The sequence below is a fragment of the Pseudoalteromonas sp. P1-9 genome, assembly GCF_001399975.1.
In the GTDB taxonomy this organism is placed as follows: domain Bacteria; phylum Pseudomonadota; class Gammaproteobacteria; order Enterobacterales; family Alteromonadaceae; genus Pseudoalteromonas.
The window spans coordinates 59984-74488 of sequence record NZ_LKBD01000013.1; the positions used below are offsets into that span (position 1 = coordinate 59984).

Below are 14505 nucleotides of genomic sequence, written 5' to 3' on the forward strand. Positions count from 1 at the left end.
ACTCTATCTTGAGTACTTATTCGTTGCTTTTAAAGAATGTATTAACCTGAATTCATAAAATCCCTACTGCATTGATTAATCATTATCCAATTGATTTGCGTGTATACAATATACACAAAACGCATTAATTAAAAGGTTGTTTTCAAAATTTTTACATAAAATATACAAAATGATGGGTTTTTACCGTATTAATTTAAGCTGGCCTTAGCGCATATTTTGATGCTATCTGCTCGTAAAACTTGAGAGCATAACCTTTAGTAGGTCAATTTAATTAAGTTAGGTTATGCGAAAGGCTGAGATAAACCAAAGGTATAAGCACTCGTGCGGCATCTGTTAGCTGGGCAAAATGAGAGTCTGTTTACATGCTCAACAGTGTTATTTGGTTATAGATAATTGCTCTCGGGTTGGCAGTTCTTAATAAAAGGCGGCTGGCCTATCACACATCAATAGTCTGTTGTTACCTTAAAATCATAGTGAGAATACGCATTAGCGATAAAGCGAATCAAACTGGCATTAAGATATTTTAATGCCAGTTTATCCTTGTTTCTTGCTGCTTTTACTAATTTGGCCATTTAGCGAAGTATTCTAATAAATAATCGATTGCAAGGCGTGCACGCAGTGGCATAAATTGCTTGTTTTGATACACAATCCAACTTGTTGCGCCAGAAATGCAATAGGGCACTAATATTGGCACTAACTTGTTTTGTTTGATTGATTTAGTGAAGGTGCTGTCTGGCATGTAGGCTATGCCTAAACCTTGTTCACATGCATCAAGCACCACATTTGAGTTGTTACTTTGCCAGTTGCCACTTACTTTGATGCTTTGCTTAATCCCATCAATATTAAAGGTCCAGTGGTCACTGTTTGCCAAAATGCAGCGATGACTTTTTAGTTGGTTAGGGTGGTTTGGTGTACCGTACTTGGCCAAATACTCGGGACTTGCAACAAGCATCATAGAGCGACTAATGAGTTTTCGTGCGATAAGGTTTGAATCATGTAACTCGCCATAGCGAATCGCAAAGTCTATGCCGTCTTCTATAAAATTAACCATGCGACTATTAAAGTCAATATCAATGGACAGCTCAGGGTGATTTTTAGCAAATGTCATCAGTGCGGGAGCGACAAAGTTCTCAGCGAAACCACCTGCAGCACTGACTCTCAGTGTTCCATTAAGTTGATACTGCTGCTGAGTAACTTGTTCATTCGCCTGTTGTAAGCCATGTACTAGATATTTGCATTGCTGGTAATAAAACTCGCCATTTTCGGTCAAGCTGATTTGCCGCGTGGTGCGTGCAAGCAAACGCGAGCCCAAACGCTCTTCCAAGCGCGATACTTGTCGGCTAATGTGACTGGTGGAGCAACCTAACTTTTTAGCCGCGGCTGAAAAACCACCGCTTTCGGCAACGGCAACAAATTCAAATATACCTTCAAAACTATCCATATAACGACTCCATTATAACAACCCGCTTTGTGTTAACGTTTTTTATGATAAAGCACACATTTGTGTTGATTGTTGCTAAATAGCAAAAGAGTTTAACTGATTTAGGTAATTATCATTAAATTAGAAACAATATAAAGTGGTTTTAACTTATTAAAACGCAATAAAGGTATTTATTATGAAAAAAGTACTTATTCCAGTAACAAATCACGCAACATTGGGTGAAACCGAGCAAGCAAACGGCACGTATGCGCCAGAGCTTACGCATGTTGTTCACGTATTGAACGACAACGGAATTGCGTTTGATATTGTATCAATTAATGGTGGCAAGGCACCGCTTTATGGCACAGATATCGAGGGCGATGATGTGAACAACAAAGTACTTGGTGACGCGTCATTCCAAACGCAGATCAACAATACGGTGCCTGTATCGCAAGTTAATATTGATAATTACGATGCAATTTTCTACCCAGGTGGCTTTGGTTTGCTGTCTGATTTAGCAAGCAATGAAGAAGTTGCGAGTATGGCGGCTAAACATTATGAAGCTGGTGGTATTATTGCTGCAGTATGTCACGGCCCTGCGGCATTGTTACCTATCACATTGAGTAACGGCGAACCATTAATTGCGAGCAAACAAGTAACAGCGTTTACCCGTGAAGAAGAGGTCGATTTTGGCACTATCAATGATATTCCGTTCTTACTTGAAGAAGCGTTAACACGTAAAGCCGCCCAATATAGCAAAGTTCAGCCCTGGGGAGAGTTTGTAATTGAAGATGAGCGTGTAATCACTGGACAAAACCCAACAAGTGCTCATGCCGTCGGTGAGTTTTTGGCAAAGCTATTGGCTGAGTAATCGCCAATAGCCTGTTAAATAAGAAGGATTTAATATGAAACAAAATCGCACAGTAAACCGCCAAATTACCTTAGCATCACGCCCCCATGGTGCACCAATACCCGCGAATTTTAATTTAGTAGAAAGCAGCCTACCCATTGCCGGTGACAATGAAATGTTATTGCGCACCATCTATTTATCGCTCGACCCCTATATGCGCGGGCGAATGAGTGATGCAAAGTCTTATGCAGAGCCTGTGGGGATTAACGAGGTTATGGTAGGCGGCAGTATTTGTCGGGTCGAAGAGTCCAATTTAAAAGGATTTGAAAAAGGTGATTTGGTCGTCGCATTTGGTGGTTGGCAAGATTACAGCGTTTCAAATGGTGAGGGTGTAATTAAGTTAGATAGCGCAATGGCCAATCCATCCTATGGGTTAGGTGTACTGGGGATGCCGGGGCTAACCGCGTATATGGGGTTAATGGACATTGGCACCCCAAAGGCTGGAGAAACCTTAGTCGTTGCGGCGGCAACAGGCGCGGTAGGCAGTCTTGTTGGTCAAATTGGTAAGTTGCAAGACTGCAAAGTGGTTGGTATCGCGGGTAGCCAAGAAAAATGTGATTACGCCGTAAGCGAGTTAGGCTTTGACGCCTGTTTAAACCACAATGATGCTGATTTAGCTGAGCAACTTGCAGCAGTGTGTGATTCGGGTATTGATATTTATTATGAAAATGTGGGCGGAAAAGTGTTTGATGCCGTACTACCCCTTTTAAATACCAAAGCTCGTATTCCATTGTGTGGCTTAATTGCACAATACAACGCAACGGATTTACCACCTGGCCCAGATCGCCTTGGTTTATTAATGGGCAATTTGCTTGTTAAGCGCATAAAAATGCAAGGCTTTATTGTATTTGATGACTACGGTCATCGCTATGGCGAATTTCAACAAGCTATGGTGCCATGGCTAATATCAGGAAAAATCAAATATAAAGAAGACAAAGTCATAGGCCTTGAAAATGCAGTGTCGGCATTTATTGGCTTATTGCAAGGAGAAAACTTTGGCAAATTGGTTGTGCAAGTTGGACCAGAACACTTGGATACAGAATAGAATAGGAGTTGCATATGATTAAAGTACATCATCTCAATCAATCACGCTCAACGCGCGTATTGTGGTTACTTGAAGAACTGGGTATGCCATATCAAATTGAACATCATAAACGTGATGGAACAACGCGATTAGCACCCGCTAGTTTAGGTGAAATTCATCCGCTAAATAAAGCGCCAATCATTGAACACGACGACGTTGTAATTTGCGAATCAAGTGCCATTATGGAGTACATTCTCGATCAAGATGAAAAGCAGCGTTTACGCCCAGAAAAAGGCTCAAAAAGTTATTACCAGTATCTTGAATGGTCGCATTTTGCTGAAGGCTCGTTAGGCTTGCCAATTATTGCTACCTTGCTAATGCAAATGGAAAAACGTGATGGCACTAACCCAATGGATGGCTATATTGCAAAAGAGATTAACCTAGATTTAGGTTATATTGATGCCGTACTTGCGACGCAAACCTATTTTGCTGGTAACGAGTTTACCGCCGCAGATATTATGATGACAATCACTTTAGAGTTTGCGGCTAATTTAAACTTGCTTGAAAACCGCGATAACATTACCCGCTATTTGGCAAATGTACACAGCCGAGAGGCATATCAAAAAGCACGTTCATTTGGCTAACGATTATCGATACAAAAACACGCGGCCATGATTTAAACAGGCAGCGTTTGTAGTAAGGACTATTCTGCCTCAAATGAAAAGCGCACTGGCAAAGTGCGCTTTATTAGTCAAATGGTGAAGGGGTGTTTGGTTAGTAGTGGGTGATTTTTACCCTTTCGGCCCTTCATTAGATTAAACGCAAAATCGTTAAGGTAAGATCAATTTAATTTAAGATTTCAAAACAACATTCAGGCAAGGACATATTGTTGATTTTAGAAAGGTGTGTTGTCGCATAGAGTGTCTTTCTGTTGAGGCTTGGTTATTAATAAATTATTTAGCAGACTTTTACAACAAGTGTAACTATGTCGTTTGAACAACACGGTACTTATCATCTTTGGTGTGTTGACAATGTATTATATGCAGAGCTTTTAGGCACTTGGAATAAAGAGGCGGCACTAAACTTTTCCCGAGACTTTAAAGCACTTGCAGGTCAGTTTAACGTACCATGGGCACACCTTGTTTATCTTGAAGAATGGGGACTCTGCACCACCGATGTGATTGAAGTGATCCAATCTTTAGTTGAATGGTGTATCGAGAATGACTTACGACGAGCTGCTCAAATTTATTCTAAATCAGGGTGAAAGAAGCATTTTTGGGTAGAATGGTTGTAGAAGAGTTTGGCAACTTTGAACGCGCTGTATTTGATGCCCCGATTAACGCTGCAAATTGGTTAAACCAACAAGGGTTTAACGCCTCAACTCATAAACCGCATGAAATGTAATACGCTTAATTTTTATTTCTGACAAAGAAGACGTTAAGCATATCATCTAACAATGGCTGCCAATTCTTCCAATTGTGCCCCTCATTATTCTCAAAATAATGCACATCAAAGTTGAGCTTTTCCAACGACTCTTTAAATCGTCTTCCCGCTAAAATATTATCGTTTTTTGTACCAAAATTGATAAACACCCGAGCAGATTGCGGTTTTGCTTTATTATAGGATTTTCTGATTACTTTAAGCATTTCTGTGTTGGCTGGCGAAAACATGGCGAGCCCGCCGAAATAATCGTCGATCATTAAACCAAAACACGCCGCATTTAATCCGCCAAATGACACCCCCATAATTACGTTGTCTTCACGCTTTTTTGATGAAGGGTAATCTCGTTGAATTTGAGGTAATAACTCGTTTATAAAAAAAGCGGCATACTTGGGGTTGCACATAAACTGTTCATTACGATGAGGGTCACGGCTATCGATAAACACACTAATAATTGGCTCAATGTTATTGTTACTTATATTTGGAGTTATCACCTCATGCAGTTTGCCATTAAAGAGAAATGATTGCCCGTCAACTACATACAGCGTTTTATACTTTTTACTTTGCTCTAAATTAGCTGGAACATGTACTCGATATTGTAAGTCGTAACCAAGGCTGGGGTTGGAAATTAGCTGATTAGTTGACAGTGTATTGGCGAGAATTACAGGGGAACAAGTAAAAGAAATAACATAGTAATCTTTAAACAAGACAAAACTATCATTATTTCTCCAGAGCAATTAAGAAGTGAGTTATACACTTAAAAACACACAATGCAGTTTTTGATAATATCAAAAATGCCAACTAATTTAGTTTTAGCACAGCAAGGTTCACCATTTCAAAATACAAATGCAACAAGGTTTTTCAATTGCCAACTTTTCCCGCATTCAGCTTAGCCAAACAATGTTAGCGATGACGCGCATAGCAAATTGTACTTAATAATGTGAAACTTGATTGAAAATACAGCATTCAACTCGAAGTTGATACCAAGTGTTATGTTCTATCCCTGTCTTGTTTTAAACTGTTTTTCTCGCGTTAAAAGGAAAAAATGATGATCACAAGTCAGTATGTTGCGAAACACCCAGATGGTAACTACATCGATATCACAATTGAAATTGCATTACCTGAGCCAGATCCTGAGATGGGAGGTGATTCTCGCTGTAAAGTGTCAATTGCGGCACTAGAGATAGAGCAGTACTCCTTTGGTGTCGATGATATTCAAGCATATTGCTTAAGTTCAAAACTCTTGCAATTAAAGCTGGTTGAAAAGCAAAACCAAGGTTGGCAGTTTTATTTTCCAGGTTATTTAGACCAACCTCTAGACTTTAATCAGGACTTCTTTTAGAAGCGTTTTTTGAGTTTTAGAGTAGCACATAGGCTGCCCACATGACTTGGAATAACTCTCAAAAGCGATAAATTAGTCAAATACGCGATAACTGAATATTTCAAGTTCTTTCAGCATTAGCAGTTGAAATAGCGACTTTAAATTATTTTAGCTAATGAATGTTTGCCTGATGCATTTAAAAATAATCAAGTTGAATGACCGCAACCAAGTTATTACAGATATCAATCTGACTTAAATATTTAGCGCTTGGTAGGTAGCTTAAAAGTTGATTTTTAAGTTTCTAAACAAGACTTCATGACTGTTTTTTCTCGTTGATTTTATTTACTATTACTATTCGAGAAGACTGGATAGTTAACCAAGTATGGCCGATAAAAAATGGACACTCAAGAGCATAGCTGCACATTTAGGTGTTTCCAATGCCACTGTTTCAAATGCCTTTAATCGACCGGATCAGCTGTCGAAAGCAAAGCGTGAAGAAATCCTCGCAGCATGCCATGAACTCGGTTACTTTGGGCCGAATAAAGCAGCACGTTCGTTACGAAAAGGCACGTTTAATATTGTAGCGTTAGTACTTCCTGACAGTGTTGAATACATGGTGTCCGATCCGGTGGCGAGCAGTTTTATGCGCGGTGTTGCCAAAGTGCTTGAACCACAAGGCATTAATTTACTGCTTTTCTCAGGTAATGCTGAAAGCGTCAATGACATTGTCGATTTTGTTGATGGCTTTATTTGCTATGGCCGCCCACGTAATACCAAATTAATTACTCACCTTGAAGCGCTTAGTAAGCATGTTGTCACGGTCGATTTTGAGTTAGACAACAAAGCCAGTGTCAACATCAATAATCATGAGGCCGCTTACACAGTCGCAAAACAAGCATTTACAGGTTTTGAAACGACAAGTGATGATATTGAAGTAGCTATTTTAGGCCTACGCTTACTTGATACTGAGCTTATCTGTCGTGTGTATGACCATCACTTGCCTGAGCTCAATACCTCGATTGCACATCAACGTCTAGCTGGGTTTCGTGAAGCTATTAATGAGTTAGGTGTCGTTATTGCGGATGACAAAACATGGAACATACCTGAGAGCAGCGAACGTTATGCGCGTATTGCAGCTAAAGAAGCATTAAATACATCGCCTCGCCCAAATGTGTTGTTATGTATGAGTGATTTAATTGCACTTGCCGCAGCGAGAGAAGCCCAAGCGCAGGGCATTAATATTCCTGAAGAGCTCAAAATTGTAGGCTTTGACGGCATTGATGAAGCTGCGTTATTTCAACCAGCTATTACCACCATTCATCAGAACAGTGAGAATAAAGGACAAAAAGCGGCTGAGCTATTTATAAATAAGGAAAAGCAGCAAGTTATGCTGCCTTTCAATCTAAAGTTAGGTCAGTCGGTCTAACATCTTTGGCGCAACTTCATAGATACTATGTAGTCTGCGCTTTAGTTATGGGATTTGTATCCAGATTACAGGCTACTTATCCAGAGCTCAGGTTACTTAAGTAAATCCGCTATATTGAAACGCTTAGTGCCTTTTCCATCAGCAAAGGATATTTCAATTAGCTGTGTTTCAAAATCAACCTTCAAACATGCTGTGTGCTGCTGATTTTCCCACTCCATGAACAATAAACTGTCAGCGCCTTGCAAAGAGAATGCACCATTAAAAGCTTGGCTTTCATTGCGCAATTTAATGAGTTTTGACAGAGCTTTAACCACAGGCTTTTGTAATTGAATATCGACCTTCTCTGGCGTTAAGTAGCTGCGGTTAATATCGCGGCCAACATTGGTGCTATCAAGTAATGCCATGTCATTATGCAATGCAAGTAAACCACCATAATAAACCTGTGGTATACCCGGAGAGAAGAACTGAATAGCTCTTGCTGTTAGGTAGTCTAAGTCATTGCGGGCGAGGGCATCATAATAGGTGCAGTTTACTTGATATAAATCGACGTTACTGGCTGCTGCGCCGGTCGCTTGACGGCTTTGTGAATTGCTGTTTTCATGGATCTGTTCAACTAAGCTGTCGACTTGTGCTGCGTTGAGCAAACCCGGTTTTTCACCTTCAGGACCCGCATCAACAATGCCAATACCATCGTGGGTGTCGAGCACAGTCAAGCAGTTACGCGGCGCAATGGTCAGCCAAGACACAAGTGCATCCACATTTTGCGTAAACAAAGTGTGTAAGATGAGTGGTGGCAGCGCAAAGTCGTATACTCGGTCAACTTTTTCTGCAACCGCAATTTGCGTCTGATAATGGCTGTGAATTTCGGCAATGGTTTCCATGCCCATTTCATTGGCTTGTTTTGAGAGTTGTTTAATAAAAGCAAAGGCTTCATCGGTCATAAAACAGCTAGTACCTGCACGCTTAATGGCAAAACCTGCGGCATCTAAACGAATGATCTTCACTCCATTATTGGCAAATAAGTTGAGTACTTTCTCTAAGTAATTTTTACCTGCTTTGGTTTCAACATTTATGTCAATTTGGTTATCGGTGAAGGTCGTCCAGAAATTAACAACTTCGCCTGAAGCCAATGTTTTAGGTGTAAAACAGCTGGTGGGTCGTGGTCTAAAAATAGCGGCGGCTTCTTCGTCTGTGATGCCATTAGGAAACACATCTTGCTCTTTTAAAAACATACTCCAATACTCGGATGCCGAGCCATTTTCAAGCACATCTAAAAACTCTGGAGATTGACCTGAAGCGTGGTTGACGATGAGATCAGCCATTATTTCATAGTCTTCGCCTAGCGCTTTTAAGTCTGGCCATCTACCTAAGCGACTATCAATTTGTGCATGGTCAATTGGGTCAAAACCCGCATCGCTACCATCTATAGGGTAGTAAAAAGGCAAAATATGTACGCCAGAGAATAGGTCTGCCAGCGGCCCATCAAGCATTTGCTTTAATATTGGTAGACCACTGCCTGTAAGCCTGTCTGCATAGGTGATCAATTGCACTTGGTTTTTCATAGTCGCACTCAATATCTCAAAGTTGATTCTTAATCGATTAAGTTATATCTTTAATCAGCAATAAAAGATATTCAAGTACTATTTACAATAAAAATTGGCTGAAGCTGGCCTGATACAGGCTAGACTTATTTAAGATCAGCCAGTTATATCAACTAAATTATCTGTTTAATAAAGTTGGTATTAACCCTCGAGGTAACCATTATGACAACACACAACTTATCGACGCTTCGTTGGTTGACATACATGATGTTTTTCATGTTTGCGATGACCTCAGACGCGGTGGGCGTGATTATTCCAGAGCTTATCAGCGAATATAACCTGACCATGACACAAGCCAGTGCTTTCCATTATGCCCCCATGATTTGGATTGCCATTAGCGGTCTATGCCTTGGTTTTTTAGCAGACAAAATAGGCCATAAACCCACAATAATCATTGGCTTTTTATTATTCTCAGTGGCGTGTTTTGGTTTCGCTGTCGGCAACACATTTACGTTATTTGTCGGCCTGTTAAGCATGATAGGTTTGGCAATTGGCTTGTTTAAAACCGCGGCGCTGGCCTTGCTTGGCGATCTGACGCCATCAAGTAAAGCACATACTAAAACCATGAATACCGTAGAGGGGTTCTTTGCTGTGGGTGCCATAGTGGGTCCGGCCATTGTTAGTTATATGTTGGTTGCTGGCGTCAGTTGGAAGTACCTATATTTACTGGCAGGCGCCATGTGTGTGTTGTTATGTGTGGCTACTTTTAAGGTGTCCTTCCCAGCGAAAACAGTGAAAAAAAGCAACGAGCAGGCAAGCTTCAAACAAACACTTTTAATGTTAAAAGACAAGCATGCCCTCGGTTTTTCTGCAGCCATTGCGCTTTATGTTGCGACTGAAGTCGCGATCTATGTCTGGATGCCAACTTTGCTTAAAACCTATCAAGGTGATTGGACGTTACTGGCGACTTATGCACTGACTATCTTCTTTGTATTACGTGCCGTGGGTCGATTTATGGCTGTTTGGTTGTTGAATTTATTCTCGTGGCAGATCGTGATGCTTGCACTCAGTAGCGCGATATTTTTATGTTATTTAGCAACTTACCTGTTTGGTGTAGATGCAGCTGTGTTTACATTGCCACTAAGTGGCTTATTTATGTCGATGATTTATCCGACCCTGAACTCAAAAGGGATCTCATGTTTTGAAAAACATCAACATGGTTCTGTCGCCGGGGTTATTTTATTCTTCACTGCTTTATCAGCAGCGGTTTCGCCTTTATTGATGGGTATTGTTAGCGATCACTTTGGTCATATTGAATATGGCTTTGCATTGGCAACCGGCTTTGCTGCCTTACTAATGCTAGGCATGCTATATAACTATTTTAAAGATCCAGCAAAAGCGCGCTTAGTTCACGCTTAATTTAAACCAAACCCCTTTTTTAAAGTGTTCAACTGCACCAAATCTGCCAATTGGGTGCACCGAGTTGGACACTTTTTTGTTATCTATAACAATCACTTAACAAGGTGAGTGCAATAATTGAGCAATTTTTTATTGCAAAAGGTGACATTTTTGCTAATTTACTTAATCGATTAAGTATAAAATCCACATTTGTGGTGCCATACTTTAAATTGACAACAATGAGGCACATTATGAGAACATATAACCCCACTTGGTTTGCCCTAAGCGCAATTGCATTAGCGGTGAGCACTCAAACATTGGCTGAAGAACAACAAGCAAATACTGCAAAGCCACAAAATGAATTAGAAAAAATAATTGTTACGGGTGTGCCTCAACGACGCACTGTGATGGCATCAAGCGTGTCAGTGAGCAGCATTTCTGCTGAGCAGATCAACGTATCAACACCTCGAACCACTGCTGAAGCGTTTAGAATATTACCGGGTGTGCGCTCAGAGTCGACGGGCGGTGAAGGTAATGCAAACATTGCCGTACGGGGCCTACCAGTAGCATCGGGTGGGGCTAAGTTTTTACAGCTTCAAGAAGACGGGCTGCCGGTTTTACAGTTTGGTGATATCGCTTTTGGTAATGCGGATATTTTTATGCGGTTAGATAGTACCGTTCAATCTGTTGAGTCTATTCGTGGTGGCTCTGCGTCTACGGCGGCAAGTAATGCACCGGGCGGTATCATAAACTTTATTTCTAAAACAGGTGAAAGTGAGTCGGGCAGTGTATCAACGACCTTTGGTTTAGATTACGACGAATTTCGCACTGACTTTGAATACGGAACATATTTATCAGATTCTGTCCGTTTTCATGTAGGTGGCTTTGTTCGACAAGGTGAAGGGCCAAGAAATACTGGATTCACTGGAAATAAAGGTGGCCAAATTAAAGCCAACTTAACGAAAGAGTTTGATAACGGTTACGTGCGTTTGTATCTAAAGCATTTAGACGACCGAAGCACCAGTTATTTACCAATGCCAATGCGCTCTAATGGCGACTCACTCGCAACATTTGACTCATTAGAAGACACACCTCACTCTGCATATTTTATTAAAACACAAGGCTTGGGCGCAAATAATGAAATTCGCCAAGGTGATATGCGTGATGGAATGCATCCACAAGTAGACAGTGTGGGCGTGGAAGCAAGTTTTGATTTGGGAAATGACTGGAAAATTGAAAACCGTTTTCGTGTCGCGAATGTAAAAGGCACGTTTAATTCTCCATTCCCTGCTGAAGTTGGAAATTCAACCAGTATCGCATCAAGTATTGCTGGAGAAGGTGCGACCCTACAGTATGCTAACGGCCCGCACGCAGGCTCAGCCTTTAATGATGATACGCTTATGCGCATCCATACATTTGATGTTGAAATGCGTGATTTCGGTTCAATGGTTAATGACACTAAGTTAACGAAAGCATTAAGCGATGATACGTCAGTGACATTTGGTTTTTATGCATCTGAGCAAACCATTGCCATGTCTTGGCTTTGGAATTCTTACCTGATGGAGCTGCAGGGCGATAATGCCGCGCTCGTCGATGTCTTTGCTGCTGACGGCACCGCATATTCAGAAAATGGTTTGTACGCCTATGGCACTCCAGCATGGGGCAATTGTTGTCAACGTAACTACGACACAGACTATTCAACGCGGGCACCTTACTTGGCGGTATCTTCTCAGTTTGACGATATCACCCTAGATGCCAGTGTGCGCTATGACTATGGTGAGGCCAAAGGCACGTATGCAGGTGCTGTAGTGTCACAACGAGATATTAATGGTGACGGCGTTATTTCAAAACCAGAAGAACAAGTGGCTGGCATCGATATCGCAAACCCAAGCGCAGTGAACTACGATTGGAGCTACACCAGTTATTCAATCGGTGCGAATTATCAAATTAATCCATCACAAGCGGTGTTTGGTCGAATTAGTGAAGGTGCGCGTGCAAATGCAGATAGATTACTGTTTGGTAAAGTAAATGCTGACGGTAGCGTGGCCAAAGAAGACGCCATTGATGAAGTAACCCAATATGAGTTTGGTTTAAAACAACGTTTTGATAACGGCAGTTTATTTGCAACGGCGTTTTACGCTGAAACAGAGGAACAAAATTTTGAAGCAACTAGCCAAAAGTTCTTTGATCGTCAATACGAAGCAAAAGGCATAGAGCTAGAGGGGGTTTACTTTGTCGGGTCATTCGACTTCAGAGGTAACATGACTTGGACGGATGCTGAAATTGCTAAAGATGCATTAACACCAGAGGTAGTTGGTAATACGCCACGTCGTCAAGCTGACTTTATCTACTCTCTTATGGCGCGTTACAACATGGAGCAAGCCGCGGTTGGTTTAAGCTTTATCGGCACCACAGATGCGTACGCACAAGATAATAATGACTTAAAGTTCGATGGTTACACTCAGGTTAATGCATTTGCAAGCTATGACGTGACTGACAACTTATCTGTTTCACTCAACATCAATAACCTGTTTGATACGGTGGGCATAACAGAAGCAGAAGAGGGCAGCGTACCAGCTAACGACATTATTCGCGCACGAAGCATTAATGGCCGTACGACGTCGTTCACATTGAACTATCAATTCTAAACCGCATATTGAGTTGGAGTAATTATGACTGAACAAACGACCATGCAACTCACTTGCTTTGGCGAAGCATTAATGGACCTTTTACCTTACGATGGCGAAGCTTTGCTTCCCATTGTGGGCGGGGCACCTGCAAATGTTGCAGTGGGATTTGCCAAGTTGGGTGGTAAAAGTGTTTTTTTAGGTGGATTATCGCAAGATCCATTTGGTAAAAAAATTGAAAATACACTACAGCATTATGGTGTAGATACACAATTTTGTGTCAAAGTGAATGACGCTAACACCGCGTTAGCTGTGGTGCAGTTAGATCAATACAAAGAACGTCAATTTAGCTTTTATCGGGAGAACACTGCCGATATCAAAGTTGAAATCGATGCCTTTGACAGTGTTTCTTGGCCAGAAAATGGTATCTTCCATTTTTGTTCAAATACCTTAACTGATCCAGATATTTCGCAAGTGCATATGGCACTGTTAAAACGTGCAAAAATGCATAATCAACTGATAAGCTATGATGTTAATTTGCGACTTAACTTATGGTTAGATTTAACCTTACTGCCTGAACGTGTAGAACGCTGTTATTTGCACTGCGATATCATAAAGTTTAGTCAAGAAGAGTTAGATTATTTGTGTCAATTGGGGAATATTTCATGCAAACGCTATTGTAATTGGTTGTTATCACTTGGTGTTAAAGTAATTATTGTATCCAATGGTAAAGGACCTGTTCACGTAATCACGGAAAAATCCGAGTTATTTGTAGACACACCAGTGATTACAGTAGCGGATACCACTGGAGCGGGGGATAGCTTAATAAGCGGTTTTCTATTCTACCTATCAAATAATGAAATAGATATTTGTACATTGGCTGAAAATACTAATGAGCTGAAGCAGGCAATTGAGTTCGCAATAAAATGTGGCGCATATACATGCACTGAAATAGGTGCGATGTCAGCTTTACCAACGCTTGATAAGATTGTGTAACACAGTTTATTTTCCTAGGTCATTATACAATTTATTCATTTGTATAATGACCAACTTTAGCAAATAAGATGTCACTCTATAAAACCAATATATAGGGTGACCCATCCAAATACTAAAACAGCTATGGCATAAGCATATTGATTGCCATAGCTACTAAAAGCCCTGCAAACACTTTTTTAATGGTGATAACGGGTAAATGGTGTATTGCCTTTGTTCCAAGTGGTGCGGTAAACCAAGAAGTACACACAATGCCAACAAGTGCCGGTAAGTATACAAGGCCTACAAATCCCTGGCTTAATGATAACTGCTGGCTACCCGACGTGATGTAACCCACTGAGCCAAAAAGCGCAATGACAATGCCACAAGCAGATGCACAACTAATGGCGCTTTTTTAATGACAAT

General features: G+C 40.9%; 13 protein-coding genes and 1 pseudogene. 10 read left to right on the forward strand and 4 right to left on the reverse strand.

Features of this window, described 5'->3' with window-relative positions:
- Positions 1 to 559: 559 nt before the first annotated feature.
- Positions 560 to 1441, reverse strand: coding sequence for a LysR family transcriptional regulator (locus AN214_RS10230; RefSeq protein ID WP_054979641.1), 882 nt, complete (start codon positions 1439 to 1441; stop codon positions 560 to 562).
- A 175-nt stretch (positions 1442 to 1616) separates the two neighbouring features.
- On the opposite strand from AN214_RS10230, the gene AN214_RS10235 reads away from it, so the two are divergent.
- The 5 genes from AN214_RS10235 (at position 1617) to AN214_RS23180 (ending at position 4758) form a co-directional block, all read left to right on the forward strand.
- Positions 1617 to 2291 (forward strand): type 1 glutamine amidotransferase domain-containing protein, encoded by a 675-nt coding sequence (locus AN214_RS10235; protein ID WP_054979642.1) that lies wholly within the window; start codon positions 1617 to 1619, stop codon positions 2289 to 2291.
- 34 nt (positions 2292 to 2325) lie between these two features.
- On the forward strand, positions 2326 to 3375 hold the full coding sequence (locus tag AN214_RS10240; RefSeq protein ID WP_054979643.1) for an NADP-dependent oxidoreductase: 1050 nt from the start codon (positions 2326 to 2328) through the stop codon (positions 3373 to 3375).
- Positions 3376 to 3389: 14 nt separating this feature from the next.
- Complete coding sequence (locus AN214_RS10245) at positions 3390 to 3998, forward strand: glutathione S-transferase family protein (protein WP_054979644.1); 609 nt, start codon at positions 3390 to 3392, stop codon at positions 3996 to 3998.
- A 341-nt stretch (positions 3999 to 4339) separates the two neighbouring features.
- Positions 4340 to 4618, forward strand: a complete 279-nt coding sequence (locus AN214_RS10250) for a hypothetical protein (protein ID WP_054979645.1) — start codon at positions 4340 to 4342, stop codon at positions 4616 to 4618.
- Between the two features lie 11 nt (positions 4619 to 4629).
- A complete protein-coding gene (locus AN214_RS23180; protein ID WP_268795498.1) occupies positions 4630 to 4758 on the forward strand; it encodes a hypothetical protein in 129 nt (42 codons plus the stop codon).
- A 5-nt stretch (positions 4759 to 4763) separates the two neighbouring features.
- On the opposite strand, the gene AN214_RS10255 is transcribed toward AN214_RS23180, so the two are convergent.
- A complete protein-coding gene (locus AN214_RS10255) occupies positions 4764 to 5501 on the reverse strand; it encodes an esterase family protein (protein WP_054979646.1) in 738 nt (245 codons plus the stop codon).
- Between the two features lie 341 nt (positions 5502 to 5842).
- Here AN214_RS10255 and AN214_RS10260 point away from each other — a divergent pair, with 341 nt between their 5' ends.
- Positions 5843 to 6136: a hypothetical protein gene (locus AN214_RS10260; protein WP_054979647.1), complete on the forward strand. Its 294-nt coding sequence runs from the start codon at positions 5843 to 5845 to the stop codon at positions 6134 to 6136.
- Between the two features lie 361 nt (positions 6137 to 6497).
- Complete coding sequence (locus AN214_RS10265; protein WP_054979648.1) at positions 6498 to 7541, forward strand: LacI family DNA-binding transcriptional regulator; 1044 nt, start codon at positions 6498 to 6500, stop codon at positions 7539 to 7541.
- Between the two features lie 92 nt (positions 7542 to 7633).
- On the opposite strand, the gene gtfA is transcribed toward AN214_RS10265, so the two are convergent.
- Positions 7634 to 9103, reverse strand: coding sequence for a sucrose phosphorylase (gene gtfA / locus AN214_RS10270; protein ID WP_054979649.1), 1470 nt, complete (start codon positions 9101 to 9103; stop codon positions 7634 to 7636).
- Positions 9104 to 9304: 201 nt separating this feature from the next.
- Here gtfA and AN214_RS10275 point away from each other — a divergent pair, with 201 nt between their 5' ends.
- From AN214_RS10275 to AN214_RS10285, 3 genes are all read left to right on the forward strand, one after another.
- Positions 9305 to 10501 (forward strand): sugar MFS transporter, encoded by a 1197-nt coding sequence (locus tag AN214_RS10275; RefSeq protein ID WP_054979650.1) that lies wholly within the window; start codon positions 9305 to 9307, stop codon positions 10499 to 10501.
- A 230-nt stretch (positions 10502 to 10731) separates the two neighbouring features.
- On the forward strand, positions 10732 to 13128 hold the full coding sequence (locus AN214_RS10280) for a TonB-dependent receptor domain-containing protein (RefSeq protein ID WP_054979675.1): 2397 nt from the start codon (positions 10732 to 10734) through the stop codon (positions 13126 to 13128).
- 24 nt (positions 13129 to 13152) lie between these two features.
- The gene (locus AN214_RS10285; protein ID WP_235576738.1) at positions 13153 to 14103 is read left to right on the forward strand and encodes a carbohydrate kinase; all 951 of its coding nucleotides are present in this window, start codon (positions 13153 to 13155) and stop codon (positions 14101 to 14103) included.
- Positions 14104 to 14224: 121 nt separating this feature from the next.
- Here the strand turns inward: AN214_RS10285 and AN214_RS10290 are convergent.
- Positions 14225 to 14494, reverse strand: a pseudogene (locus AN214_RS10290) (TSUP family transporter); the annotation flags it as partial.
- Positions 14495 to 14505 lie beyond the last annotated feature (11 nt).

Coding starts and splice junctions, on each gene's coding strand:
- AN214_RS10230 (WP_054979641.1), bottom strand. CDS start 1,441: ATGGATAGTTTTGAAGGTATATTTGAATTTGTTGCCGTTGCCGAAAGC.
- AN214_RS10235 (WP_054979642.1), top strand. CDS start 1,617: ATGAAAAAAGTACTTATTCCAGTAACAAATCACGCAACATTGGGTGAA.
- AN214_RS10240 (WP_054979643.1), top strand. CDS start 2,326: ATGAAACAAAATCGCACAGTAAACCGCCAAATTACCTTAGCATCACGC.
- AN214_RS10245 (WP_054979644.1), top strand. CDS start 3,390: ATGATTAAAGTACATCATCTCAATCAATCACGCTCAACGCGCGTATTG.
- AN214_RS10250 (WP_054979645.1), top strand. CDS start 4,340: ATGTCGTTTGAACAACACGGTACTTATCATCTTTGGTGTGTTGACAAT.
- AN214_RS10260 (WP_054979647.1), top strand. CDS start 5,843: ATGATCACAAGTCAGTATGTTGCGAAACACCCAGATGGTAACTACATC.
- AN214_RS10265 (WP_054979648.1), top strand. CDS start 6,498: ATGGCCGATAAAAAATGGACACTCAAGAGCATAGCTGCACATTTAGGT.
- gtfA (WP_054979649.1), bottom strand. CDS start 9,103: ATGAAAAACCAAGTGCAATTGATCACCTATGCAGACAGGCTTACAGGC.
- AN214_RS10275 (WP_054979650.1), top strand. CDS start 9,305: ATGACAACACACAACTTATCGACGCTTCGTTGGTTGACATACATGATG.
- AN214_RS10280 (WP_054979675.1), top strand. CDS start 10,732: ATGAGAACATATAACCCCACTTGGTTTGCCCTAAGCGCAATTGCATTA.
- AN214_RS10285 (WP_235576738.1), top strand. CDS start 13,153: ATGACTGAACAAACGACCATGCAACTCACTTGCTTTGGCGAAGCATTA.